The sequence below is a fragment of the Lentilactobacillus kisonensis DSM 19906 = JCM 15041 genome, assembly GCF_001434135.1.
GTDB classification, from domain to species: domain Bacteria; phylum Bacillota; class Bacilli; order Lactobacillales; family Lactobacillaceae; genus Lentilactobacillus; species Lentilactobacillus kisonensis.
Genome location: NZ_AZEB01000001.1, coordinates 95,867 through 120,981, shown reverse-complemented (window position 1 = coordinate 120,981; position 25,115 = coordinate 95,867). Strand labels below are relative to the sequence as shown.

The window sequence follows — 25,115 nt, the reverse complement described above, 5'->3', positions numbered from 1 at the left end:
AACGTTAAGTGTGTATTGTTGCTATCAAATTGTTTTTGACTCAAATTTGATTAGAGATAGTGAAGAAGGCCACGACAGTAAAAATCCCCCCAGCGTTAAAATCTTAACATTGGGGGGATTATTTTATAACTTCAAAAGGCCTAATCCTAGATGTCCACAGACGAGACTACCAGGACTGCTTGATGCAAATAACTCAATTTGGTGACCCTTAATCTTCTTCTGGATGGAATTGAATTGTGGCATTAACAGCGCGTTTCCAACCCGAATATAACTGTTTGCGGGCCTTTTCAGCCATATTTGGCTTGAATTCATCACGAGCTTTAATCGTCTGCTTAATTTCATCAACCGACTCCCAAAAACCAACGGCCAAGCCAGCAAGGTACGCTGCTCCTAAAGCAGTTGTCTCGGCAATTGATGCCCGTTGAATCGGTGTCCCTAAAATATCGGCCTGAAACTGCATCAAATAATTATTATTCGCTGCTCCACCATCAACCGCTAATTCCTTCAAATCAATTCCAGTTTCGCTAACCATGGTATCAACAACGTCTCTGGTTTGGTATGCCAAAGACTCTAGGGTTGCCCTAATAAACTGGTTCTTAGTTGTTCCCCGAGTTAAGCCAAATACGGCACCCCGGGCATCTTGATCCCAGTATGGCGCACCTAAGCCGGTAAAAGCAGGCACAACATAAACACCATCACTGCTTTTAGCATCAACTGCCATTTGTTCGGACTCTGGAGAAGTCTTAATCATTTCCATTGCATCGCGCAGCCACTGAATCGCAGAACCGGCGACAAAAATACTACCTTCTAAAGCATAATTAACTTTACCATCAATTCCGTAAGCAATCGTCGTTAATAAACCGCGCTTAGAAAGCGTTGGTTCCTCGCCAGTATTCATCACGATAAAGGCACCTGTACCATAAGTATTCTTGATCATTCCCCGCTGAAGTGCCATTTGACCAAACAAAGCAGCTTGTTGGTCACCCGCAATACCAGCAATTGGTACTTGAACCCCGGCAAATGAATAACCCGACGTATACCCATAGATTTCAGATGAGGAATGAACTTCTGGTAGCATGCTTTCTGGAATATCCAATAATTTAAGAATGTCTTGATCCCATTTCAATGTGTGAATATTAAACAACATTGTTCGACTGGCATTTGTGTAGTCGGTCGCGTGAACCTTGCCACCGGTTAGCTTCCACAGTACCCAAGTATCAATCGTCCCAAAAAGAAGATCACCGTTTTCAGCCTTTTTACGGGCACCATCTACGTTGTCTAAGATCCATTTAATCTTAGTAGCAGAAAAATAAGAATCGATAATCAATCCCGTTTTATCATGAATCATATCACCGTAACCATCATTTTTGAGCTGATCAGCTAACCCCGATGTCTGTTTAGACTGCCAAACGATCGCATGATAAATTGGTTCACCAGTATTCCGATCCCAAATGACCGTTGTTTCCCGCTGATTGGTAACACCAATTCCCCGCACCTTATATGGGGGAACATCAGCATCAATGAGCGCTTCAGAGATAACTGACTGAACGGCATTCCAAATCTCATTTGCATCGTGTTCCACCCAGCCTGACTTGGGAAAGTACTGATGAAATTCACGCTGTGACTTACCAACGATATCGCCATCATGATTGAAAAGGATTGCCCGGGTACTAGTTGTCCCTTCATCAATTGACATTATGTATTGTTGATCATTCATGTAAAGGTCTCCATTCTTATTATTAGTGCATTTGTCGCTTCCATATATCTCCATAAGTATACAATATTCTTTATTAACAAACCAACCCGTTAGAAAACTTTAGAAAAGTACAAGGAATATGCCGTGTATTCAATTCCTGACTGGTAATTATGATTTGACGACTTTATTCTCAACAAAATAAATGACCTAACTAAATAAAGCATCCCCTGCTTAAGCTCGAACTTTAACCGGGAATGCCCATGATGTAGTTATTAAACTATTTTTCATCACTCTTTAAAACGCCGCCAACACTATAACGATCTTTTTGCATTTCACTTAAGATAACGTGAACATGTTCCGCTGGGGCCCCTGTATTTTTAACAACGGCGGCGGTGACGTCTTCAACTAGGCCTTTCAACTGAGCCTGAGATCTACCAGCAATTAAATGAATATCTACAATTGGCATAATAAATTCCTCCATTTTTTAGTTTAAAAAAGTATACGCCATTTTATTTTGGGCTGCAATATTAATCTAAAGGGTCTAAGTCGTGATGCCCCACCAGCTAGGTAAAAAGTGATACAATTAATCAGATAGAATTAAAAAACAGCAGAGCAGCGTAACGGTCTGCTCACTATTTCAACAAGTGATGGGAGAATTTGAAATGATGCCAATAAAAGCTTATTCCGCATGTACCAGTATGATCGTTGGCAAAAACGCCAGTGTCGATGGATCAATTATGATTGCCCGAAACGAAGATAGTAAAGCCGCATGGCCAAAAAACTATGTTATTCATAACCACAAAGAGTTTGACGAAGAACAGTCATTTTCATCCAATGATAATGGCTTTAAGATTTCACTTCCAAAGGTTCGCGCAAAATATTCAGCTACTCCTGAATGGACTGATCAATACGGCTTGTTTGAAGAAGATGGGATCAATGAATATGGGGTCGCAATGAGTGCAACCGAAAGTACTTATACGAACGAATACGCATTGGGAGCTGATCCTTTAGAAAAAGACGGGATTGGTGAAGAAGCCATGATTACCGTTGTCCTACCCTATGTCAAAACTGCACGTCAGGGCGTCAGTCGACTTGGACGGATTATTGAGCATTTTGGGACATCTGAGTCAAACGGCATCCTGTTCGCTGACAAAGATGAAGCTTGGTATATGGAAACTGGCGGCGGCCATCAATGGGTTGCAATCAAAATTCCAGATGACGCTTACGCAGTAATTGCGAACCAAACCGCCATTCAAGAAATTAACTTTTCTGATCCCGATAACTATATGTGGGCACCCAACATCAGAAGTTTTGTTAAAGAAAACCAACTGAATCCGGATTTGTCAGGTCACACATTTAACTTCCGAAAAATTTTTGGAACCGCCAGCCTTTCTGATACTTATTACAACACTCCTCGGGTCTGGTACGGCCTCAAACAATTTTCACCTGATCAACAACATACCCCAATTGACCAGGATATGCCGTTAATTAACAGAAGTAATCGGAAGCTAACCATTTTTGACGTTCAAAATTTCTTAGGCTCACACTATCAAGGAACCCCTTACGATCCAATTGGTGAAGGCTCAGACGCCGATAAGCACCGCTTTCGACCAATCAGTCTTGCTAAGACTCAAGAGGCCCATATCCTACAAATACGGCCTTCTATGCCAACCCAAGCAGCCGGCATTCAATGGCTAGCAATGGGAGTCGCAGCCCAAAGTACGTTTGTGCCGTTTTATGCAGGCGCAACTGACACTCCCAAGCAATATCAACATGCCACTGGCACCTATTCGCCTAACCAAGCGTACTGGACGTATAAGCTCGCCGGCATCTTGGTTGACCCACACTATGTAGCGCTGGGGCCAAAGTTAAGTGACACCCAGAAACAATTACGAGTTCAATTTCAGCAATCAATCCAGGCAGCTGATAGATCCCTTGCCGGCCTTTCAAACATTGAACTCGCTAATTTTCTTACCAAGATTAACTTTGAAAACGCTCAACGGGGACTCGATGCTTACAATAAGCTCATCTCAAATTTAATTACAACTTCAACTGATTTATCACCACTTAATTTTGAACAGGATGTCAACCTTTAGGGTAATAATGCGTCCTATCAATAAAGAGGCCGGGACCTTAGTCATTTTTCCGTTTGTAATGGCAACTTTGATCACCACATTTATATTGTCGAAAGCTGCGACAAACGGCAGATCCCTGCCATTTAACATAAAAATGCGATCATTCCAAACCGGGAATGACCGCATTTTTCCGTTAAATTCTGGGATCTAAACGCCTATGTCCCAGTCTTTGTTGTTAAAAAGATTAATAATGTGAATGACCGTTAGTAAAGGCGCCTCGGCTATTTTCACTGGCTTTTATAACCAACTTAGTCAATAATTCCTCAGTATCTTTCATAATTCGGTCAGCCGTTCGCTCGTTTGCTTGACTCAACGCCTGCATAAGCGCGCTATCCTGTTTATTTTCAACCGCCTTATCAACCTTGGCAATTCGTTGATGCCCATATGCTAAGGTTGCCTGCTGATAGGTTTCGACATCGGCTATTAATTCCTGATAATGATCAGCAACGATCAATGAGATCAATCGATTTGCCCAATAAGCATTGTGGCTGTCCAGTATTTTAGTTGTATCCCGATAGCAATCAGGCGTGTCCAAAACGTTCGTGTAGAACGGCGTTAACGTGTTAAACGGATTCTCAGCAAAAGCAAGCCACTGAATTGCAGCGTGGTTAGCTTGAACGTAAGGCCTAATCTGTAAAAGGGATAATTCTTGGTTACGATTAAAGCCAATTGGTCGATATGGGCTGGTCTGAGAGTTAGCCCCCGGCGTAAATGGGTCATATGGTGTGTCTTGATAATGGGAACTTAAAATATACTTAATATCCTCAATCGTTATTTTATGATCTGCATAGTTAATAAATGACAAATCGTTGCTCATAGGCGTTTTGTCTTTCACGGCACTGGGGCTGAGATAGCGCTGACCGTACCATGCTCGTGGGGTGTTGTAATGATGATCTGACTGAGTATCTGATCCAAAAATTTTTCTAAAATTAAAATTCTCAGTGAGGTTTAGATGATTCTGCTGCACAAATTTTAACAAATCCTTTGGAAACATAAAGTTATCAGGATCATCAAATTTAACTTCTTGAATGCCGGTTTGATTAGGTGCAATAACATAGGCATCATCTGGTATTCGCTGTGCAACCCAGTGATGACCGCCAGCCGTTTCCATGTACCAAATTTCATTAACATCGGAAAAGATAATGCCATTGGGTTCGTAAGTGCCGTACTTTTTAAGAAGTTGGCCAACGCGTTTGACCCCTTCTCTTGCTGATTTAATGTATGGAAGCGTAATTGTTAATAGATCCTCTTCGCCAAACCCATTTTTGACGAATGGATCAGCTCCTAATACTCGTGAATTGGTGGTGATTGTTTCCGTAGCACTCATCGCTATGTTATTAATGTTGATCCCAGCTTCACCCCAGACGCCTTCATCGACAGCGACGTCAGGTACCGATGTATAACGGACGGGATTGTCAGGTAAGTCGAGTGAAAACTTACTTAATTTTGATTGATAATGACGAGGCTGATCTTCGTGATGAAGGACCACAAATTTTTTGGGGTGAACGGCCTCCCCAGCATCTTCATTTCTGGCAATGATCGTTGACCCATCATAAGTTGCGTTTTTACCAACTAAAATTGTTGTGCAGCTACTATGCTTTGACGGAAACATGATTAAAACCTCCTCAATAATGATTCTAGCTTTGATTCTACACCCATTCTGTGATATTGCGAACAATCATTTCACTACCACCTTTATAGAACCAGTTACAACTAGATTGCTTTACGAAATAAAAAAAGATTGTCTACAAAATATACTTGTAGCAATCAATTTATAAGGTAATTTAATTATTTCTGAGCAGGTTCTTCGTAGTCGCCATTCGGGCAAACAACTTGGGTGCCGCCTTTGACTTTCTTTTCAACTAAGAAATGACCATCTTTTGGACAATTGCGGCCAATCGGTTTATCCCAAGAAACAAAATCACAGTCTGGAAATCGTGAGCAACCATAAAAGATTCGGTTACGTTTTGATTTTCGCTCAATGACCTGACCTTCGTGACACTTAGGACAAATAACCCCGATTTCTTTGACAATTGCCTTCGTATTTCGACAGTCAGGGAACCGCGAACAAGCATAGAACTTGCCGTAACGGCCCATTTTGATGACCATTGGGGCGCCACAAATGTCGCAGTTAAAACCGGCGGGTTCATCTTTAATCTGAACTTTTTCCATATTTTTGGTTGCTGATTCAACCTCGGTAGAAAACGGCCGATAGAACTTATCTACAAGCTTAATCCAGTTTTCCTTACCTTCTTCAACCTGATCCAGTTTGCCTTCAAGGTTCGCCGTAAAATCGATATTAACGATATCTGGGAAATATTCCACGATAATCTTATTAACAATTTCACCAAGCTCAGTTGGTTCAAATCTTCTACCAACTTCCTTAACGTAATACCGGCGTTGAATTGTATCAATGGTGGGTGAATAAGTCGATGGTCGACCAACGCCCTTTTCTTCAAGCGCCTTAATCAAGTTTGCTTCACTATATCGAGCCGGTGGTTGGGTAAAGTGTTGATCCGGATTGTTCTTAACTAACTTCACGGTATCACCATCTTCAAGATCAGGCAGCAAGTTGTCCTTTTCCTTACTGTCACCATACACCTTCAAAAACCCAGCAAACTTTAACTTAGACCCGTTTGCTTTAAAAATCACTTTATTCTGTTCGATGGTGACGGCCATCGTATCCATAATTGCTGGCGTCATCTGGCTCGCAACAAACCGTGACCAAACTAATTGATAGAGTCTAAATTGATCCTTTGTTAAGTATTTCTTTAAGCTTGCCGGTGTCTGATATACCGAAGTTGGCCGGATTGCTTCATGGGCATCTTGCGCCCCTTCTGGCAATTTTCCTTTAATGGGTTTAGTAGCCGCATACTCAGCACCATATTTTTCATGCAGAAAAGTTGATGCTTCATGTTTTGCAATCACAGAGATTCTTGTAGAATCAGTCCGCATATAGGTAATGAGTCCTTGACTGCCCTCTTTGCCGATGTTAATACCTTCATACAACTGTTGGGCAGCCATCATTGTTTTCCGAGTTCGATAGTTAAGCTTTCGGTTAGCCTCTTGTTGCATTGTACTTGTAGTAAATGGTGGTTGTGGCTGCCGTTTACGTTCCTTCCGAGTAACCTTAGTGATATCAAAGTCACCCTTCGGATCAAGCCGCTTTAAAACTTCTTGAACAGCGGCATTATTTGGCAACGCCTTTTTTTTGCCGTTTAAACCATAGAAGCTGGCTTTAAACTTACTTCGACCCTTTTTAAATTCCGAATCAATTGACCAATACTCTTCCGGCGTGAAATCTTTAATTTCATTTTCTCGTTGAATGATCAACCAAAGGGCAATCGACTGCACTCGACCAGCACTCAAGCCTTTCTTAACCTTTTGCCATAACAGTGGTGAAATTGAATATCCCACCAACCGGTCAAGAACCCGGCGAGCCTGTTGGGCATCAACCAAATTCATGTCGATATTTCTGGGATGTTTAAACGATTCCTTAACGGCATCCTTCGTGATTTCATTAAACACCACTCGGTTATCAGCCTTGGGGTCAAGGTCGAGAATGTGAGACAGATGCCAAGCAATTGACTCCCCTTCACGATCCGGATCGGCTGCTAAATAAACTTTTTTAGCCTTTTTTGCTGCGGAACGCAATTCTTTAATTGTGTCCCCCTTGCCACGGATTGAAATATAATGAGGCTCATAGTCGTGATCAATATCGACGCCCATCTTACTTTTCGGTAAGTCGCGAACATGTCCCTTACTGGCGACAACTTTGTATGAACGGCCAAGGTACTTCTCAATGGTCTTGGCTTTGGCTGGCGATTCAACAATCACCAACGTCTTCTTAGGTGACGCCCTTCGCTTCGTCTTGCCCTTTGCTTTAGCTCTAGGCTTTGTTGTAGTAGCCATGGTTTCTCCTTTCGATATTACTCCTTAATTATTTTAATTAGTCATTTAAATTATTGGCACAAATCTACCATATCATATTGCAAGTGTTTTTAAGTGTCAACTAATGAATTCTTCGAGAATGTCTTCTGGCTGAAGAATTGGCTTAGCCCCAGCAGCAATTAATTCGTTCGTGCCAACCGATAACTTGCTAGTAATTGGTCCAGGAACAGCTAAAACATTGCGATTATTTTGTAACGCCAAGTTCGCAGTAATTAAGCTGCCTGAATGATGCTTTGCTTCCGTCACTAAAACGCTTTGAACTAGCCCAGCAATAATTCGATTTCGTTCTGGAAAATGGCTGCGATATCCCTTAGTGTGGTTTGGATATTCAGTAATCAAGAGGTGTTCTCTAGCAATTTGCTCCTGTAAAAAACGGTTGGCGCTCGGATAAGCAATATCTAATCCGGTTCCAATCACTGCAATCGTTTTACCGTTGTTAGCCATTGCGCACTGATGAGCTAATTTATCGACGCCCTTGGCCAGACCAGACACAATTGTCATTCTATGAGAAATTTTTCCAGGAATCAAATGTTTTAATATTGCTGTCGAATAACTAGTGGCTTCCCTAGCACCAACAATTCCCAATAAACGGCCGTTTATCAAGTTCAGATTACCCCGATAAAATAAAATAATTGGACACGCATATGATTCTCGGAGACTCTCTGGGTAACCCGGATCAGAAATGCAAAGCCATTTCTCGCCGTCAACGAGTTGATTGACCAGTTGATCGTCCTGAATGAGTTGGGTATAGCTAGCTATAAAGGCGGCCTGGTGATGTGAACTAACCCCGCCAATAGCCACTAAGGCATCACTACTTGGCAGGCTTTCCTCATACCATGGCTTGGTTGTCAGCCAATCATAAACCTTGGTTTTGCCAACAATCCCAATTCCCTTACATAAATGGAGCCGTAATAAAAAATCTCTTAAAAGCATATTCATTCTTCCTTTTAAGAGTAATTACGTAAAACGTAAGCTATTTTTTAGAATTTTTTTGAACCGGTGCAAAACTCATACGATGAATTGGGGTTGGCCCAAACTTTTTGAGAGCAGCTAAATGTTTGGCAGTGCCGTAACCCGCATTATGTTCAAAATCATATTGGGGATATTTCTGTGAAAACTGAGTCATTAAATGATCCCGATAAACTTTGGCAACAATGCTTGCAGCTGATACACTAATGCTTTTCGCGTCTCCCTTAATTAACCGTGTTTGATGAATCGGAACTGGTATTTGCATGGCATCCACAATGATTTCTGTTGGTTTGGGGTCTAATTCACCAACTGCCTTTTTCATTGCGACTCTGGTTGCTTCGTAAATATTCAACCGATCAATATCATGATTATCAACAACCCCGATACCAATGCTAATTGCCTCTTTTTTGATAAGCGGAAAAAGCCGCTGCCGCATCTCTTTTGAGACCTGCTTGGAATCATTCACATCAACCAGATCAAAATCTTGAGGGACAATGACGGCACAAGCAACGACCGGTCCAGCAAGTGGCCCGCGGCCGACCTCATCAACACCGGCAATAAATTGACACCCCTGTTGCCAAAACTTACTTTCATACTTAAATCTGTGGTGAAATTCAGAAAGCTGCTTCTGTTGGCGTTTTAGACGGTTTTGGGTTGCCTTGAGGGCTAATTGAACGCCCTTTCTGGGATCATCTGCCAGCTCTTTGATAGCTGGGTCAGCCACATCAGTTACTTTGGCTAACAACCTTTTAACTTCTGCGATTGTCATCTTGATGGGCCACCACTGTTTCGGGATTGTCTAGGGTATAAGGGCCAACCTTACCGGAACGAACATCTTGAATAATTCGATTAGAAGCCCGTTCATAGTCGTCATGCATGCCAATTTTAGCCGTGATCTTTAGTAACAAATCAACGTCTGAGAGATCAAAGTCGTCCTCTGCAAGATGATAACGTTGTTGCAATTGTTGCGGCTGAGATTGTCGCAGCAGGTTTAAGGCAAATAGGGCAATGTCGTCACTATGGAAAACACTGTCTTTGATCGCCCCAGTTAACGCCAGCTTATTGGCAATTTCTTGATTTGCAAATTTAGGCCAAAGAATTCCTGGCGTATCCAAGAGCTCCAACTTACTGCCAGACTTTAACCATTGCTGACCCTTGGTAACGCCAGGACGGTTGCCAACTTGAGCTGCTCGACGGTTAACGAGCCGGTTAAGTACCGTTGACTTCCCAACATTAGGCACCCCAACACTGATTGCCCTAATTGGCCGTTTTTTCATGCCCTTATCTTCTTCGCGTTGCAATTTAGCCTTTAGAATTGGTGAAATAACCGATATGACGTTATTAATCCCAAACTGGGTCTTCGCATCAATTGCAATGGCTGGTTGTTTAATTTCTTTAAAATACCGCAACCAACTTGCCGTCATCTTAGGGTCAGCTAAATCACGCTTAGTCATAATAAAAAGATGCGGTTTGTCGGCACTAATCCGCTTAATCTCTGGATTTTGTGACGAATAAGGAATCCGGGCATCAATCACTTCAAAAACAATGTCTACTAATGAAAGATTTTCTTCAAATTGACGAATTGCTTTTGCCATATGTCCAGGAAACCACTGTATCGTAACTGCCATTTTTTCACTTCCTACATGCTTTCTTCATACATTTTCCATACGTCATCAAATATTTCCATATTGGGCAAATACGAAGCATTTTCTTCCAAATATTTTGAAAGTGGTTCAAATGCATCTAATTGCTTAGGAAAGGATTGGTCATAAAAGGCATTATTCGCAAATTCTGCAATTGGGTTCGTACTACCCGGATTTCGCTGGGTCATCAAAAATTGATAAAAGGTTTTGTTCATAATGCAATACTCCTTACTATTGCGGCAGGATAATGTCGAAAGCAAATTTTCCTTTACCAGACATATCAATGGTCTTTGCCCGATAATTAAGGCCATGCTTAGTCATGTGATTAATATCTAGCTTAATTAACTTCTTTTTGGGAACTAATTGGACCCACTTAGGCAGCTTGTAACTTTTTTCAACGTATGTCAAAACAAAGCTAATTGGAACGGGGAACCTTCCCAGTGATAACTTAGTCGCATGCAATTCAACGTTTCCGTTTGCCATTACCTTGGGATCAAAAAAGACACTGTAGTCGACGTTAGTCCCTAATAACTTCATGGACCCATAGACGATCCCTTGATCAGCCACTTCAAAGTGATACTTGGCATTATTGCGACCATTTTGGAGCTTGTCAAGATAATAATCTGATAATGTATTGAGTTGCCGTTTATTTAATTCAGCTGAAATCGGCGTTGTCCCACTATCGTTAGGCTTTTCGCCAAAAGTACTGTCACTCTTTGAAGGCAACTGAATCATTATTGCGAGGGCGATCGCCGCCAGCACAATTATTCCCACTAACGTCAAAAATGCACGCTTCCAAAGGTTTCGTTGTTTATTTTTTTGTCGAGATTCATGAGTCATTGTGCTGAATCATCCTTTCGCCCAGTTAGTGTGCTTTACAAGTTGCTTGTATAATAAATTAGTCATAATTTGATAGCCAATTTCATTAGGATGGAAATGGTCAGCAGTTGATAGATATTTATTCGTTTGGGTGGTCTGACCGTTTAAGAGTGCTTCAATCTCACCAGCGTTATAATTTTTATTGCCAATAACGGTTGACCGCTTACGAAGCTGCTGCCGAGATCTTGTGGTCGTAAATTGACCATCCGACATCCGTTTATTGATCGGAATAAAATACATATGCGACTGACGACGAACGACTGCTTGCGTTACCGAATTATTTTCCGCCACTGCCTGACTAATAAACGACACTTGGGGAAAATAAACATAAACCGGATTATAAATTCCGAACACGAAAATAGGTGCTTGATGATTTAACTGGCGAATATTACCAAACAGCCGATTAACCCGTTTCTGATAATCTTGATGATACTGACCAAGCTTATCGTCAAGATTACGGCCGTTTGAATCCATAACGTTCTGTTTTAAAAAGTGAAGTAAATCATTACCACCAGTCGTCATAGTGATAACGTCAGCGTGACGCAGGTTACGTTGCAACTTGGTTGACGTCAGTACCCTATGATCAATCTGATCAGTTGTTTCACCAGAAATGCCAAAATTAGCAGTCGCCATTTTAACGTGGGAATTCTTTTGATTAACTTTTTCCCTAATCAAATAAGTGTATCCACCACGCCCCTTAGGATCACCTACTCCCTGCGTCAGTGAATCACCAACAGCGACCAGCTTAACAGCCTTCGGTGGGCGGTTTTGATATTGACGATAACCAACAAATCCGGCGCCAATCACAATCAAAACAGCAATGATACCAAGTAAATAGCTTAACTTGTGACTCTTTTTCCTCACGTGAAAACTCCTTGTAAAAACCTTTAAGCAAATTGTAACTCAAAAAGAGGGCATCGACATAACCAATTGTCTCAGCCCTTATTAACAACTAATTAATCTGGATCATCATAATAAATCAATGCGAATCCACCCTTACCAACATGCGTCGCAATAATTGGCGATGTTGTCCGGTATAGTAGTGGAACATCTGGGAAGGCCTCTTTCAATTGCTGAACGGTTTCTTTTAAAACATCGGTTTCAGTAACGTATGAAATTCCAATCATCTTAAGAGCCTTCGTATTTTTCATATCATCAATAATTTTACCAAAGAATTTGCGCAATGATTTATCACCACGGCCCTTTGAAATGACCTTTAACTTACCGTCAGCAACCTGTAATCCTAACTTCAAGTTAAGAAAATTTGTGATGGCACCAGCAATCGGATGAAGCCGGCCACCCTTAACAATGTTATCTAAAGTCATCACACAAAGGTAAAGCTTGGTGTTTTGGCGGATTTTTTGAATCTGAGCCAAAATTGTTTCAAGATCAGCGCCTTCCTGGGCAAGCTTGGCAGCCGCTAAAACTTGAAAACTTAATCCCCGATCCGTAAAGGTACTATCAATCACTGTCACGTTACTTTTACTTAGCGTCGCAGCTTGTTCAGCAGCATGAACCGTGCCGCTGATTGCTTCTAACATGTTAATGCACAGTACTTGGCTACCATCCTTACCAGCTTCATCAAATGCCTCGATAAACTTACCAACTGGTGGTTGGCTCGTCTTAGGAAGATCCTTTGCTTCTAACATTTTAGGGACGAATTGCTCATTGTTGATTGTATCGCGCTCAACATATACCGTTCCATCAATCATAACCGTTAATGGAACAACGGTTATATCATATTGTTTAACTTCTTCATCTGAAAGTTGAGCTGATGAATCCGTCACAACTTTTACTTTTGCCATCTGCGCCACTCGTTTCTTTACAAAATTAATAATCTTTTTGTTAACCAAATACAATTATATCAAAATTTATGGTTAACTTACATCATCATTTTGGCGATTGTCCGATTCGTTCGTATACTTCAAATGTGTGCTGATACTTATTCTTTTCATCAACGACGCCAGGCTGTGATCGAATTAACCTAAACTTATTGTAATCAATTTTCGGCATATAGGTGTCCCCGTTAAAAGAGTGATTAATTTTAGTTCGATATAGATAATCGACTTTATCTAGTAATTGGGTAAAGATCGTTGCCCCACCCGTGACAAAGTAATTCTTGTCAGGAGCCTGATTGATCAAGTCACATAAACTTTCAATTGATGAGACAGCAATAATCCCATCTGGAAAGTTGTTTTGACGAGAAACAACAATATTCTGTCTGCCTGGTAATGGCCGATTATAGCTTCTAAACGTGTTGGCGCCAGAAATAATTGGATTGCCCATAGTTGTCGATTTGAAATAGGCCATGTCATCTGGTAAATGCCACGGCAAGCTACCATTTGCACCGATAATACCATTTGCATCCTCTGCCCAAATATAAGAAATCATCTGCGTACCCCCTTACACAGCCACAGGTGCTTTAATAACTGGATATGGATCGTAGTTTTTAACCTTAATATCACTCATCGAGAAATCTTCTAAGTGGGTTTTTTCGGGGTTTAACCACAGTTGCGGTGCGTCATGAGGTTTGCGGGTTAACTGCTCTTTAACTTGTTCAAGATGGTTAGAATAGATATGAGCATCCCCCATCGTGTGAACAAAGTCGCCAACCTGCAGCCCACACTCACGCGCAATTAGGGACGTCAAAAGTGCATAACTCGCAATGTTAAATGGAACCCCAATAAAGATATCAGCCGAGCGTTGATAGAGTTGACAGCTTAACTTACCATCGACCACATAGAATTGAAATAAGGTATGGCATGGTGGTAGGGCCATCGTTGGCACATCCTCAGGGTTCCAGGCTGACACAATCATTCGACGAGAATCTGGATGGGTCTTAATTAAATCGATGACATTTTGAATTTGATCAATGGTTTCTCCCGTGGATGTTTTCCATGCCCGCCATTGGCTTCCATATACTAATCCTAGGTCACCATACGTTTTTGCAAAGTCAGCATCATCTAAAATCTTTTGACAAAACAGCTTCTTTTGCTCTTGATAGACCTTATTAAAGGCTGGATCCTTTAATGCGCGATGAGAAAAATCATTCATGTCCGGACCCTTGTAATCACTTGAATTCACGTATTTCTCAAATGCCCACTCATCCCAAATATGGTTCTTATGCTGAAGCAAAAAGCGAATATTGGTATCTCCCTTAAGAAACCAAAGCAGCTCACTTTTTATCAACCCAAACGGGACCTTCTTCGTGGTGAGTAACGGAAACCCTTTTGAAAGATCATAGCGCGCCTGATAACCAAACGTACTCAAGGTGCCGGTGTGTGTCCGATCTGATTTTTTGTGACCATGTTCTAAAACGTATTTTTCAAGGTTTAAATAGGCATCTTCTAACATGACAATTCTCCTTTTTGCTATTCAGCATATTCACTCAAGTATTCCCAGCGCTTAATTTTATTATCAATTTCAGCTTCTAATTTATCTTTTTGTTCCTGTAGATCAGCCAGCTTGTCATAATCACTACCATTTGATTGCATCTGCTTTGTAATCTCACTCTGTTGGCTTTCTAATTGATCGATATCCGATTCAATATGGCCATATTCAAGTTGTTCAGCATAAGTTAGCTTTTTCTTTTGCTTTGGCTGATTACTTGCCTCCCTGGTTGTTTCAGCTTTCTTGTTTGTCGCAGTAGCCTTTGAAGTAGTAACTTTCTTCTTGGCAGCCTGGCGCTTATTTGCAAGATAGTCGGTAAACCGGCCCCGATGTTCCTCAATGACACCATTGCCATCAAAGATTAATAATCGATCAGCAACCTTATCCAAAAAGTACCGGTCATGAGAAACCGTGATAACGGTTCCCTGAAACTTAGAAATATAGTCTTCAAGAACCGTTAACGTTGCAATATCTAAATCATTAGTCGGTTCATCAAGCAGTAAAACATTTGGCTGCTGCATCAACAGTTTAAGGAGGTACAATCTCCTTTTTTCACCACCAGAGAGCTTCCGAATCAAAGTTCCATGCATAAATCGGGGAAATAGGAATTGCTCTAATAGGTCGGCGACACTGATTTTTTGGCCATCCTTATCAGTAACCTGCTGCCCAATTTCACTTAGATAGCTAATAACCCGTTTATCCTCTGGAATCGGTTCTGTCAATTGTGTATAATACGCCATTTTGACGGTTTCACCAATCTTTATGATGCCTGAATCTAACTTCAAGCGGCCAGCAATGACGTTCAGCAAGCTGGTCTTACCAGCACCATTTTCACCACTAATGCCAATTCGCTCGTTTGGCTGAACCAAAATGTTAAAATCCTTTAGAATGGTTTGCCCTTCAATGCTTAAGGTTGCATCCTTCATCTTGATAACTTCTTTGCCAAGCCGTGTTTGGCCCAACGAGATATCAACGTCTTGATCAAGCTTCAAGGTATTAACATTTTCTTTTAGATCATTAAAGCGATTAATCCGGGCCTGTTGCTTAGTCGATCGCGCCTTGGCACCAGTCTTCATCCAGGCCAATTCGGATTTATATAATTGCTGCGTTTTATGTTGCGCGTCAATTTCACCCTGGACCCGGGTTGCTTTTTGGGCAACGTAGTCTTGGTAATTACCTTCATACTCATATAACTTGCCAAATGAGAGTTCCCAAATTTTATTGGCTACCTGATCCAAGAAGTACCGATCATGGGTAACGACGATCAAAGATCCCTTATAACTTGCTAAGTAATTTTGTAGCCAATCAATGGAATCAAAATCCAAGTGATTGGTCGGCTCATCCAATAAAAGCAAATCAGGGGATTGAATGAGGACTTGAGCTAGACCAACCCGCCTTCTTTGACCACCAGATAACTCACCGACCTTTTGGGTATCATCGTTAATTTTAAGTTGCGTAAGAATCGTCTTAACGTCACTTTGGGCATTCCAAGCATCGTCTTCGTTCATCCGGGATTCAGCTTTGGTATATCGCTTTAAGGCTGCTTCATCTTCTGGGTGAGCAGAGTATTGTTTTAAGGCTGCTTCATAATTGCGAATTGTCTGATACACCTTTTGTGATCCCGAAAAAACGGCGTCCATAATTGATAATTGATCATCCAGTTCAGGATCCTGAGTTAAGTACCCAATCGTATAGGATTTGGAAGTAATAATGTTACCAGTAGAATCGTGATCCATGCCAGAAATTGCATTCAGTAACGATGTTTTTCCGCTCCCATTTGTACCGATAAGACCAATTCGGTCGTGTTCATTTATGATAAAGTCCAATTTATCGAAGAGGGTCTTTTCACCATACGTCTTCGTTAAGCCTTCAACCCGCATTGTTTCCATTAGTTAATCATCCTCGTTTATAAAACTTGTTGTCGCGTTAATCAGTGCCTGTTCATCATTTCTGACTGTTGCTTGTACCACAGCTTTTTCTAAATAATTCAAAACCTTCCCCAATTCCGGGCTTGGCTTTAAAATACCAGCTTTAATTAATTGACCCCCGGTAATTTTGAGTTGTTTCTTATCGGTAATTGGTAATTTTTGATAATCTGTCAAATATGCCGAAAACGAAGCAGGTGAAATCGTATTCAAAATAGCAACTGCATTGGTAACATTCTGTCTACCTGCTCGGTACAGATCCCAATTAGCCACCTGATCTGCAGTCATCCTAAAGAGTAATTCAGTCGTAAGGATAACATCATCAATGATTTTATTAGCCGTCTTCCAACTCTTTAGAAATTGACTAATCTCCTGGCTAGAAAAATTAAAGTAAAACGCCAGTAGCGACCATACCTGAACCTCATTGATCAGTTTAAAGTGGCTTTGAATCATTCGTTGAAGCTGAGATTGACGACTGGTCAGCCCGGGCATGTGCTGATATAAATCTGTTGCCACCATGAGATCCAAACCATTTTCAGCATCCCGACCCGTCATCATCTTAACGAATTCAGTATGGGTCCGCTCAACGGCAATCTTTTCCAACAACTGGCTGTGACGCTTGATTCCAACAAGTGTTTTGGCCTCAATTTGAAAATCCAGCTGACTAGCAAACCGAATTGCTCTCATCATTCGCAGCGCATCTTCGTTAAACCGTTCATCAGGATCGCCGACTGCCCGGATAATTTTGGCCTTCATATCGGCTAACCCACCAAACAAGTCAGTGATTTGCCCGCTTTCACTCATTGCGAGTGCGTTAATGGTGAAATCTCGACGCTTCAAGTCCTCTTTTAATGACCGAACAAACTTAACCTTATCAGGCCGGCGATAATCCTGGTAACCAGATTCTGTCCGAAAGGTTGTCACCTCATAGCCGGTGCCGTGGTCTAGAATCATAACCGTCCCATGTTCAATACCAGTATCCACGGTTCGCTTAAATAGTTCCTTCACTTCACTAGGATAAGCACTGGTTGCAATGTCTACATCATGAATTGGCCGGTTCAATAAAGTATCTCTAACGGAACCGCCAACAAAATAAGCCTCGTACCCCGCTTTCTCAATCCTTTGGAGGATTGGTAACGCTTCTTTAAATTCGGTAGGAACCTTGCCCATTTTCACGATAATCGCCATCCATTTTGTATTTGTCTCTCAAACAATTTTAACAGAATTATTGGCAAGAAGAAAAAGAATGTCGCAAAGATTGCTAATTTCGACGTAAACTTGATATGATGAATTAGCGGACAAATTACGGAGGTAACCCATGGCAGAAAAACAAACCCATTTAAATATTTCGATGATTGATTTACTTGTAATCGCCCTTGGAACAGCTATCTATTCATTTGGAATCGTCTTCTTTAACATTTATAATCACCTTGCTGATGGCGGGGTAACTGGTATCACTTTGATTTTAAGAGCATTATTTCATATTGACCCCGCTTATTCAACAATCCTAGTCAACATCCCATTATTTATTATTGGCTACCGGTTCCTTGGTAAGAAGGATATGTTTTACACCCTTTATGGCACCATCGTCTTAGCAATTTTTCTTTGGATCTGGCAGCGGGTACCGATCGTGATCAACATTGATCATGATCTCTTGCTCTCAGCAATTGGCGCCGGATTATTTGGTGGTTTTGGTTGTGGAATTGTTTACCGATTTGGTGGTACAACTGGCGGGGTAGATATCGTTGCCCGTTTATTTGAACGCTTTAAGGGGATTCAGATGGGGCAAACGTTACTGACAATTGATGTCATCGTCTTATTATCGTCTCTCGTTTACCTAGATATTCGGCAAATGGCTTATACGTTAATTTATGTCTGGATTTTTTCGGTAATCGTTAATTTCACCCAACAAGGAGCTTATACCGCTCGGGGAATCTTAATTATCAGTAATGAGTCAAATACAATTTCTACAGCAATTCAAGATGAGCTCAGCCGGGGCGTTACTTTTTTGAATGCCGAGGGTGGCTATTCACATAACACTAAGCAGGTTATTTACTGCGTTGTGTCACCCAGCGAACTGCACAGCTTAAAACAACTCGTTGAGTCAATCGATAAGGAAGCCTTTATTTCAATAATTGACGTTAATGAGGCAATTGGTGAGGGCTTTACGTATAAACGGCCAAAGAAGTTTAAAATTTTGTAGCGTTAACCAATCCAATCGTGGACTAAGCAACCTTCTAATTAGTGAGTTGCCGTTTTAAATAATTACCTAAACAATAAGGATGCTCAGGCATTAGTCATTGCTTCATTTGTAGCGGCCGCCTGGACCACCGATTTTATATTCATCAAAACAGACCGCAATTACGAATCGTTTGAGCACGTGTTCTGGCAATAAGCGATAAATTCCCTATCGTTTAACCAAAAAAATGCAACCATTCCAAAACTGGAATAGTTGCATTTTTTTGGTTAAATTCTGGGATCTAAAAGCTTATTGATCCTAATCTCATAGATTAATATCTTCATCATACATTGACGCCATTTCCAAATCATCCGGCACCAAATCCAAGTATTTTTTGAGGGTTTGTTTTTCTTTATCAACGTTTCCGATCTCTCGATAAAACAAGGCTGCGTGTTTCAGATAATCCGGATTATCACCTAATTCATTAGCCGCAATTTCATAGTTATTAGCAGCTAATTTATTTTTGCCAGCATCTTGGTAAGATAATGCTAAATTGTAAGCCAAGTGCGCATCAAATACGTGGTCTTCAACAACTGGTTCTAAAAGCGCTAAATTGTCGCTGTAACGTCCGTTGGAAATATACCAATCAGATATTAACGTCAGGATTTCCATATCGTCAGGGGCAATTTCTCGACCCTTTAGCAAGTATTTCAATGCTAGGTCGTCTTCACCAGCCATTAAAGCAATTTGACCCGCCTTCTGCCAAATTTTTTCATTATATTGATCGATCGCAATGCCTTCTTGAATCGCCTTTAATGCATTATCAACTTGTTTGAGATTAACATAAGAATCGGCAAGGTAAGGATATAGTGAACTGTATTGTGGCTCAGAATCCCGTAAGTCAGTGAATGCTTTAATCGCCTTTTCATAATCCTTAAGATTAAAATAGGTAAATGCGAGTTCAAACTTAACGTCACTATTCATTTGAATGGGTTTGATTTGCTCTAAGTAACCAACTGCTTGCTCAAACTTACCAATTTCAGCATATGAAACGCCCAATCGCTCAACCAAATCTACCTGAGACATTTCAAGGGTCCCTGATTTAATCAAATCAAGGTACAGATTAACCGCTTTTCGATAATTTCGAGTCGTAAAGTAAAATTCTGCTAGCGCAAACTCGATTACAGGTTCACTAGGAGCCAATTTCTGAGCTTCTAAGAGCTTCTGCTCACTAATCTCGAACATTCCCTGTGTTTGGTAGAGATCGGCTGAAACCATCAAAGAACGGACGTATTCAGGAGACTTGGTCGATACTTGAGATAAATAATTTAACGCCTTATCATCATCGTCGTTATCAATGGCTAATTCGGCGAGATTAATTTTTAAGTTATCATCATTAGGAAACTTTTTAAGTAATTTCTCGTAAATAGTATTTGAATAGGTTGAAAAACCTAATGAATATAGTTCTTCTGCCAACGAATACAGCATGTCATCTGAATCGTTATCCAGTGCTAGTTGAAATGATGTTTTAAAGTCATCCAATTGACCGCCTTCAAGTTGGTCAAGGGCAGTTTGTGAATAAGTCATATGCGTTCCTCCATAAAGTACCAAAAAAGCCAGCCCGACAAATGCCGTTCTGGCTTAACAGATGAATACTATTTAACAGCATCCTTAAGCGCCTTACCAGGTTTGAAAGCTGGTACTTTGCTTGCAGGAATTTGAATTTCTTGACCTGTTTGTGGGTTACGACCCTTACGAGCGGCACGTTGACGGACTTCGAAGTTACCGAAGCCAATCAATTGAACCTTTTCGCCCTTTGCTAAACTGCTTTGGATTGAATCAAATACGGCATCCACAGCTGCTGTAGCATCTTTTTTAGTTAAGCCGGTTGCTGATGCAACGTTACTTACTAATTCTGCTTTATTTGCCATGAGTGTATTCACCTCCCTCGAAGATAGGTATGTAAAACATCACAAACTTGATTCGTTGGAATCAGAATTGCTAAAACAATACTTTTTGTATCATTTCTTGTTCCAAGATAGCATAAGAATGCCGTCATTGCAATGTTTTATTAGAATTTAGCGGCCAAATGGCCTTAATTTGTACAATATTGTAATAATTTCATCAAAACGGCCTACTTTCGGCTCCTCTTGATGATTCTAATAGGGGTTCCGGTAAAATCAAAGTTCTCCCGAATCTGATTTTCTAAAAACCTCACGTATGAAAAATGCATCAAATCTGGATTGTTCACAAACACAACAAAGGTTGGTGGACCAGATTTAACTTGCGTTGCATAATAAATTCGCAATCGTTTCCCATTTACCGTAGGTGTCGGATGCACAGCAACCGCGGCCATAATGACATCATTGAGAGCAGATGATTGAACGCGCTTCTCATGGTTATCATAGACTTGCTTGATTAGTTGAGGGAGTTTTTCAATCCGCTGTTTGGTAACTGCTGAAACAAAGATTATCGGTGAGTAGGCCATGTATTGAAATTCATTGCGAATTAACGTTTCGAAGTCCTGTTGCGTATGGTTAGTCTTTTTTAACGTATCCCACTTATTGACAACAGTAATAATCGCCTTACCCGCTTCGTGGGCATAGCCGGCCACTTTCTTATCCTGTTCGCGAATTCCTTCTTCAGCGTTCATGACGAACAAAATCACATCACTTTGATCAATTGCTTTCATTGCCCGCATGACACTATAACGCTCAGTATTTTCATAAACCTTGCCACGCTTACGAATACCGGCCGTATCAACCATAGTGAACTTAATACCATCCGCTTCAAATCGAGTATCGATTGCATCCCTAGTGGTACCGGCAATATCAGAGACAATTACCCGATCCTCACCAAGAATGGCATTCACCAGCGAGGACTTACCAACGTTAGGGCGACCGATAATACTAAACCGAATATCATCATTTGGTGCCTTTTCATCAGTTTTTGGAAACTTTTCAACTACCTTGTCGAGTAAGTCTCCCAGTCCAAGCCCATGGACACCTGAAATTGGCATTGGATCCCCAAACCCTAAAGAATAGAAGTCGTATATGTCCTCTCGACCCTCCGGATTATCGACCTTATTCACAGCAAGCACAACCGGCTTATCACTTCGATAAAGGATTTTAGCAACCTGCTCATCGTCAGCGGTCAAACCTTCCTTACCACTCACAATAAAGACGATAACATCCGCTTCATCGATAGCAATTTCTGCCTGGTTCTTAATTTGGGTACTGAAAGGAGCGTCACTGATTTCAATACCACCAGTATCAATCATCGCAAACTTAGTAGTCAGCCATTCGCCATGAGAATAAATTCGATCACGAGTAACCCCAGGGGTATCTTCAACAATCGAAATCCGATCCCCAGCAATTCGATTAAAAATCGTTGACTTACCAACATTAGGACGGCCAATAAATGCGACTGTCGGCATTGCCATAAAATAACCTCCTTATATGTTTAATTCGAAACAAAAATGGCTGGGACAAAACTTGGTTTTGTCACCACCCACTTTGTTGTTCCCTGTTATAAAGCTTGATTGATCATCAAACCTTCAAATTACTTATCTTCATGATTCTTAAGTTCATTACCAATAATATCACCCAAAGTGAAACCAGTTTCTTCTTCAGGAGCGTTGTTATTATTTGAACTCTGACGAGGCTTTCGTGGAGAACGCTTTGGCGTGTCGTGCTTAGGCTTGTCTTCTTCAGGTGCGTCCGTCAATGCTTTAATTGAAAGTGCTAATCGCTTTCTTTCAGGATCAACATCCAAAACCTTCACCTGAATAGTCTCACCGACTTTTAAAACATCTCCAGGAGTTGCAATATGCTCATGTGAAATTTGAGAAATATGAACTAATCCCTCAACACCTGGGAATACTTCAACAAAGGCACCAAAATCAACTAAGCGTTTAACAGTTCCTTCGAGGACACTACCAACCGGTGCTTTTTCTTCGATTCCGTCCCAAGGTTCTGGAAGAGTTTGTTTAATTGAAAGTGAAATACGATTACGGTCAAAATCAACAGACAAAACTTTAACTTTAACCTGTTGACCAACCTTAAGCACATCAGAAGGCTTATCAACTCGTTCATATGCAATTTGAGAAACATGAACTAACCCGTCCATGCCACCAAGGTCAACAAAGGCACCAAAACTTGTTAAGCGCGCAACTGTGCCTTCGACGACATCACCTTCGTGAAGAGTTTGCATTAATTTTTCACGTTCTTCAGCTTTTTCAGCTTGAACAATGGCCTTATGTGAAAGAATTAAACGATTCTCAACAGGATCAATCTCAATAATCTTAAGTTCAAGTTCTTGACCCTTGAATTGATTAAGATTATCAACAAAGTGATCCGAAATCATTGAAGCTGGGATAAACCCACGAACACCAGCATCAACAACTAAGCCGCCTTTGACAGCTTGAGAAACCTTTGCGGTGATCGTTTCGTCATTCTTGGATTTTTCAGCCAATTCATCCCAAACTTTACGAGTTTCCAATTGACGAGAAGAAAGCACAAAACTACCGCCCTCTTTATCGCTGCCAATTCTTGACGTAACAACTAACTTAAGCTTGTCACCTTGCTTAATATCATCAAACTTTTGTGAAGAATCAAGTTCACGTTCTGGAACAACACCTTCAACACCAGAACCTTCAATTCCAACAATCAACTGACGGTTATCATCTGTTGCCAAAACTTCACCGGTGACAACGTCACCTACTTTTACTTCATTGACGCTATTTAAAGCGTTTAATAAATCATTTTTATCGTTATTTGCATTTTCACTCATCAAACAATTCCTCCTTGAAACAACTCTATTCATAATTTTATCTTAAATTCACTTAGATTACCAGTTAATTGAACAATTAGTTAACATTCAATTGATTATTAATCACTTTTGCAATGGCTGAGACCACTTCTTTGATTGAAAGTGAGGTGGTATCAATTTCGACTGCATCCTTAGCCTTAGTAAGCGGTGAAATCTTTCGGTGTGAATCTTTATAGTCCCGAGCCTCAATCTCAAGTTGTAATTCATCGAGTGGCGTATTAATTCCCTTTTGAATATTTTCTTTGTATCGGCGCTGTGCCCGTTCAGCCACACTGGCAATCAAAAAGATTTTTACCTCTGCATTTGGTAAAACCGTGGTTCCGATATCTCTACCGTCCATCACAATCCCACCATCTTTGGCAATTTCGGCTTGTCTAGCACTCAGTTCCTGGCGAACATTTGCAATTGCCGCAACAGCTGATACGGAATTAGTAACATCCTCCTGACGAATATCTTCGGTCACTTCCTTGCCATCAACAAATACCCGTTGACCATTTTCATCAGGCTCAAAAGAAATCTTGGTAGTCATGGCAAGTTTTGAAATTTTAGTATCACTATCTAATGAAATTCCAGCCTCAATCGTTTTTAACGTAATTGCGCGGTACATCGCCCCGGTATCACAATAAACGTAACCAAATTGCTTCGCAACTAACTTGGCAACCGTACTTTTACCAGCAGACGCTGGGCCGTCGATTGCCACTTGTAATCCATTTTTATGCATTTTAATTTAACATTCCTAACATTATTTTTTTAAATTGGCATCACTCATAACACCTTGAAGAAAACACCATTTCTAGCAATTATTATTTAATTCGTAATCGTTGTCCTGGATGAATAGCCGAATTCGTACTTAAACCATTCAACTGCATTAATTGTGCAAGGGTAATGCCATGGTTGACGGCAACGCGATACAAGCCTTGACCAGCTTCTACCGTTGCGTACTTACTGCCAACGTTTGACGCACCGGTACTTGACCCCGTAGAAGGATTCGTGGGCTTTGAAGTCGCAGTTGGCTGCTTCACACTGGTATTGGCAGCTGCCACAGGCTTTTGAGAAGACACTTGAGGTGCCTTTTGAGTGGTCTTCTTTACCTTTTTTATAGGCTTACTTGAACTTGTTGTTTTTGCTTTTTCAGATTGCGCACGATCACTCTTTTTTGCTGTATCAGAAAATACTTTGGAAGATTTTTTTTTTGCATTATCCTGCCTGACAACCCTAACAGCAGAAGCCGATTGCTTTGAATCTTGCTTTCCCATTGCACTTTGCCGAATCAGCCCATAAGCCAACGCAACTAAGGCAACAATAATAATGATTGCTGCCAAAACAATCGTAATCAGATGATGATTCTGGCTTTCTTTTCGTAATTTAACCCGTGATAAATTCCCGTTTTCATCACGATCCTCAGAGAATGTTTGGTTCCATGGTTGATCATCGTCCGTCTTTTTTTGTGGGTTATTTGTATTCATATTAACCCCTCCCTCATATGGATATAGACGTATTTATTTTATCATTAATTTT

The 25,115-nt window shown here is 40.9% G+C and carries 23 protein-coding genes; 2 read left to right on the top strand and 21 right to left on the bottom strand.

The window, feature by feature from the left end; translation table 11 throughout:
* Nucleotides 1–208 precede the first annotated feature (208 nt).
* Together glpK and FC98_RS00575 are read right to left on the bottom strand one after the other, a co-directional pair.
* Nucleotides 209–1,717: a glycerol kinase GlpK gene (glpK, locus tag FC98_RS00580; RefSeq protein WP_054654238.1), complete on the bottom strand. Its 1,509-nt coding sequence runs from the start codon at nucleotides 1,715–1,717 to the stop codon at nucleotides 209–211.
* A gap of 256 nt (nucleotides 1,718–1,973) precedes the next feature.
* Nucleotides 1,974–2,162 carry a 2-hydroxymuconate tautomerase gene (locus tag FC98_RS00575; RefSeq protein WP_040471498.1) on the bottom strand — a complete coding sequence of 63 codons (189 nt, stop codon included), beginning with the start codon at nucleotides 2,160–2,162 and terminating at the stop codon, nucleotides 1,974–1,976.
* A 196-nt stretch (nucleotides 2,163–2,358) separates the two neighbouring features.
* Between FC98_RS00575 and FC98_RS00570 the strand changes: the two genes are divergently transcribed.
* On the top strand, nucleotides 2,359–3,792 hold the full coding sequence (locus tag FC98_RS00570) for a C69 family dipeptidase (protein WP_040471496.1): 1,434 nt from the start codon (nucleotides 2,359–2,361) through the stop codon (nucleotides 3,790–3,792).
* 223 nt (nucleotides 3,793–4,015) lie between these two features.
* On the opposite strand, the gene FC98_RS00565 is transcribed toward FC98_RS00570, so the two are convergent.
* The 13 genes from FC98_RS00565 to FC98_RS00505 all read right to left on the bottom strand — a co-directional run bounded on the left by FC98_RS00565 (nucleotide 4,016) and on the right by FC98_RS00505 (nucleotide 17,776).
* A complete protein-coding gene (locus FC98_RS00565) occupies nucleotides 4,016–5,443 on the bottom strand; it encodes a C69 family dipeptidase (protein WP_056949006.1) in 1,428 nt (475 codons plus the stop codon).
* A 176-nt stretch (nucleotides 5,444–5,619) separates the two neighbouring features.
* On the bottom strand, nucleotides 5,620–7,743 hold the full coding sequence (gene topA / locus FC98_RS00560; RefSeq protein ID WP_056949005.1) for a type I DNA topoisomerase: 2,124 nt from the start codon (nucleotides 7,741–7,743) through the stop codon (nucleotides 5,620–5,622).
* A 96-nt stretch (nucleotides 7,744–7,839) separates the two neighbouring features.
* Nucleotides 7,840–8,715: a DNA-processing protein DprA gene (dprA, locus tag FC98_RS00555; RefSeq protein WP_040471492.1), complete on the bottom strand. Its 876-nt coding sequence runs from the start codon at nucleotides 8,713–8,715 to the stop codon at nucleotides 7,840–7,842.
* Nucleotides 8,716–8,755: 40 nt separating this feature from the next.
* Nucleotides 8,756–9,520: a ribonuclease HII gene (locus FC98_RS00550; RefSeq protein WP_056949003.1), complete on the bottom strand. Its 765-nt coding sequence runs from the start codon at nucleotides 9,518–9,520 to the stop codon at nucleotides 8,756–8,758.
* Nucleotides 9,501–10,379 carry a ribosome biogenesis GTPase YlqF gene (gene ylqF, locus FC98_RS00545; protein WP_008856756.1) on the bottom strand — a complete coding sequence of 293 codons (879 nt, stop codon included), beginning with the start codon at nucleotides 10,377–10,379 and terminating at the stop codon, nucleotides 9,501–9,503. The genes FC98_RS00550 and ylqF overlap by 20 nt, the downstream gene beginning before the upstream one ends.
* 11 nt (nucleotides 10,380–10,390) lie before the next feature.
* Complete coding sequence (locus tag FC98_RS00540) at nucleotides 10,391–10,609, bottom strand: YozE family protein (RefSeq protein WP_008856755.1); 219 nt, start codon at nucleotides 10,607–10,609, stop codon at nucleotides 10,391–10,393.
* Between the two features lie 16 nt (nucleotides 10,610–10,625).
* Nucleotides 10,626–11,234, bottom strand: a complete 609-nt coding sequence (locus FC98_RS00535; protein ID WP_008856754.1) for a YpmS family protein — start codon at nucleotides 11,232–11,234, stop codon at nucleotides 10,626–10,628.
* 9 nt (nucleotides 11,235–11,243) lie between these two features.
* Nucleotides 11,244–12,137 carry a GDSL-type esterase/lipase family protein gene (locus tag FC98_RS00530; RefSeq protein ID WP_008856753.1) on the bottom strand — a complete coding sequence of 298 codons (894 nt, stop codon included), beginning with the start codon at nucleotides 12,135–12,137 and terminating at the stop codon, nucleotides 11,244–11,246.
* Nucleotides 12,138–12,229: 92 nt separating this feature from the next.
* On the bottom strand, nucleotides 12,230–13,078 hold the full coding sequence (locus tag FC98_RS00525) for a DegV family protein (protein ID WP_040471490.1): 849 nt from the start codon (nucleotides 13,076–13,078) through the stop codon (nucleotides 12,230–12,232).
* A gap of 85 nt (nucleotides 13,079–13,163) precedes the next feature.
* The gene (locus FC98_RS00520; RefSeq protein WP_008856751.1) at nucleotides 13,164–13,664 is read right to left on the bottom strand and encodes a dihydrofolate reductase; all 501 of its coding nucleotides are present in this window, start codon (nucleotides 13,662–13,664) and stop codon (nucleotides 13,164–13,166) included.
* 12 nt (nucleotides 13,665–13,676) lie between these two features.
* The gene (locus FC98_RS00515) at nucleotides 13,677–14,627 is read right to left on the bottom strand and encodes a thymidylate synthase (protein WP_008856750.1); all 951 of its coding nucleotides are present in this window, start codon (nucleotides 14,625–14,627) and stop codon (nucleotides 13,677–13,679) included.
* Between the two features lie 17 nt (nucleotides 14,628–14,644).
* The gene (locus FC98_RS00510; RefSeq protein ID WP_008856749.1) at nucleotides 14,645–16,552 is read right to left on the bottom strand and encodes an ABC-F family ATP-binding cassette domain-containing protein; all 1,908 of its coding nucleotides are present in this window, start codon (nucleotides 16,550–16,552) and stop codon (nucleotides 14,645–14,647) included.
* Between the two features lie 3 nt (nucleotides 16,553–16,555).
* On the bottom strand, nucleotides 16,556–17,776 hold the full coding sequence (locus FC98_RS00505) for a CCA tRNA nucleotidyltransferase (protein WP_054654236.1): 1,221 nt from the start codon (nucleotides 17,774–17,776) through the stop codon (nucleotides 16,556–16,558).
* 130 nt (nucleotides 17,777–17,906) lie between these two features.
* On the opposite strand from FC98_RS00505, the gene FC98_RS00500 reads away from it, so the two are divergent.
* On the top strand, nucleotides 17,907–18,791 hold the full coding sequence (locus tag FC98_RS00500; protein WP_008856747.1) for a YitT family protein: 885 nt from the start codon (nucleotides 17,907–17,909) through the stop codon (nucleotides 18,789–18,791).
* Nucleotides 18,792–19,091: 300 nt separating this feature from the next.
* Here FC98_RS00500 and FC98_RS00495 read toward each other — a convergent pair whose 3' ends face one another.
* From FC98_RS00495 to FC98_RS00470, 6 genes are all read right to left on the bottom strand, one after another.
* Nucleotides 19,092–20,354: a tetratricopeptide repeat protein gene (locus FC98_RS00495; RefSeq protein WP_008856746.1), complete on the bottom strand. Its 1,263-nt coding sequence runs from the start codon at nucleotides 20,352–20,354 to the stop codon at nucleotides 19,092–19,094.
* A gap of 68 nt (nucleotides 20,355–20,422) precedes the next feature.
* The gene (locus FC98_RS00490; protein ID WP_008856745.1) at nucleotides 20,423–20,698 is read right to left on the bottom strand and encodes an HU family DNA-binding protein; all 276 of its coding nucleotides are present in this window, start codon (nucleotides 20,696–20,698) and stop codon (nucleotides 20,423–20,425) included.
* Between the two features lie 203 nt (nucleotides 20,699–20,901).
* Nucleotides 20,902–22,209 carry a ribosome biogenesis GTPase Der gene (der, locus tag FC98_RS00485; RefSeq protein WP_008856744.1) on the bottom strand — a complete coding sequence of 436 codons (1,308 nt, stop codon included), beginning with the start codon at nucleotides 22,207–22,209 and terminating at the stop codon, nucleotides 20,902–20,904.
* A 119-nt stretch (nucleotides 22,210–22,328) separates the two neighbouring features.
* The gene (rpsA, locus tag FC98_RS00480; RefSeq protein WP_054654234.1) at nucleotides 22,329–23,558 is read right to left on the bottom strand and encodes a 30S ribosomal protein S1; all 1,230 of its coding nucleotides are present in this window, start codon (nucleotides 23,556–23,558) and stop codon (nucleotides 22,329–22,331) included.
* 76 nt (nucleotides 23,559–23,634) lie between these two features.
* On the bottom strand, nucleotides 23,635–24,318 hold the full coding sequence (cmk, locus tag FC98_RS00475) for a (d)CMP kinase (RefSeq protein WP_054654232.1): 684 nt from the start codon (nucleotides 24,316–24,318) through the stop codon (nucleotides 23,635–23,637).
* Between the two features lie 82 nt (nucleotides 24,319–24,400).
* Nucleotides 24,401–25,063 (bottom strand): LysM peptidoglycan-binding domain-containing protein, encoded by a 663-nt coding sequence (locus FC98_RS00470; RefSeq protein ID WP_056949000.1) that lies wholly within the window; start codon nucleotides 25,061–25,063, stop codon nucleotides 24,401–24,403.
* Nucleotides 25,064–25,115: the final 52 nt, after the last annotated feature.

Excerpts from the sequence above, each read along its gene's own strand:
- FC98_RS00510 (WP_008856749.1), bottom strand. The coding sequence starts at position 16,552 with ATGGAAACAATGCGGGTTGAAGGCTTAACGAAGACGTATGGTGAAAAG.
- FC98_RS00495 (WP_008856746.1), bottom strand. The coding sequence starts at position 20,354 with ATGACTTATTCACAAACTGCCCTTGACCAACTTGAAGGCGGTCAATTG.
- FC98_RS00575 (WP_040471498.1), bottom strand. The coding sequence starts at position 2,162 with ATGCCAATTGTAGATATTCATTTAATTGCTGGTAGATCTCAGGCTCAG.
- rpsA (WP_054654234.1), bottom strand. The coding sequence starts at position 23,558 with ATGAGTGAAAATGCAAATAACGATAAAAATGATTTATTAAACGCTTTA.
- FC98_RS00470 (WP_056949000.1), bottom strand. The coding sequence starts at position 25,063 with ATGAATACAAATAACCCACAAAAAAAGACGGACGATGATCAACCATGG.
- FC98_RS00540 (WP_008856755.1), bottom strand. The coding sequence starts at position 10,609 with ATGAACAAAACCTTTTATCAATTTTTGATGACCCAGCGAAATCCGGGT.
- glpK (WP_054654238.1), bottom strand. The coding sequence starts at position 1,717 with ATGAATGATCAACAATACATAATGTCAATTGATGAAGGGACAACTAGT.
- FC98_RS00520 (WP_008856751.1), bottom strand. The coding sequence starts at position 13,664 with ATGATTTCTTATATTTGGGCAGAGGATGCAAATGGTATTATCGGTGCA.
- FC98_RS00490 (WP_008856745.1), bottom strand. The coding sequence starts at position 20,698 with ATGGCAAATAAAGCAGAATTAGTAAGTAACGTTGCATCAGCAACCGGC.
- FC98_RS00565 (WP_056949006.1), bottom strand. The coding sequence starts at position 5,443 with ATGTTTCCGTCAAAGCATAGTAGCTGCACAACAATTTTAGTTGGTAAA.
- der (WP_008856744.1), bottom strand. The coding sequence starts at position 22,209 with ATGGCAATGCCGACAGTCGCATTTATTGGCCGTCCTAATGTTGGTAAG.
- FC98_RS00535 (WP_008856754.1), bottom strand. The coding sequence starts at position 11,234 with ATGACTCATGAATCTCGACAAAAAAATAAACAACGAAACCTTTGGAAG.
- topA (WP_056949005.1), bottom strand. The coding sequence starts at position 7,743 with ATGGCTACTACAACAAAGCCTAGAGCTAAAGCAAAGGGCAAGACGAAG.
- FC98_RS00515 (WP_008856750.1), bottom strand. The coding sequence starts at position 14,627 with ATGTTAGAAGATGCCTATTTAAACCTTGAAAAATACGTTTTAGAACAT.
- FC98_RS00505 (WP_054654236.1), bottom strand. The coding sequence starts at position 17,776 with ATGGCGATTATCGTGAAAATGGGCAAGGTTCCTACCGAATTTAAAGAA.
- FC98_RS00570 (WP_040471496.1), top strand. The coding sequence starts at position 2,359 with ATGATGCCAATAAAAGCTTATTCCGCATGTACCAGTATGATCGTTGGC.
- FC98_RS00550 (WP_056949003.1), bottom strand. The coding sequence starts at position 9,520 with ATGACAATCGCAGAAGTTAAAAGGTTGTTAGCCAAAGTAACTGATGTG.
- FC98_RS00525 (WP_040471490.1), bottom strand. The coding sequence starts at position 13,078 with ATGGCAAAAGTAAAAGTTGTGACGGATTCATCAGCTCAACTTTCAGAT.
- ylqF (WP_008856756.1), bottom strand. The coding sequence starts at position 10,379 with ATGGCAGTTACGATACAGTGGTTTCCTGGACATATGGCAAAAGCAATT.
- cmk (WP_054654232.1), bottom strand. The coding sequence starts at position 24,318 with ATGCATAAAAATGGATTACAAGTGGCAATCGACGGCCCAGCGTCTGCT.
- dprA (WP_040471492.1), bottom strand. The coding sequence starts at position 8,715 with ATGCTTTTAAGAGATTTTTTATTACGGCTCCATTTATGTAAGGGAATT.
- FC98_RS00500 (WP_008856747.1), top strand. The coding sequence starts at position 17,907 with ATGGCAGAAAAACAAACCCATTTAAATATTTCGATGATTGATTTACTT.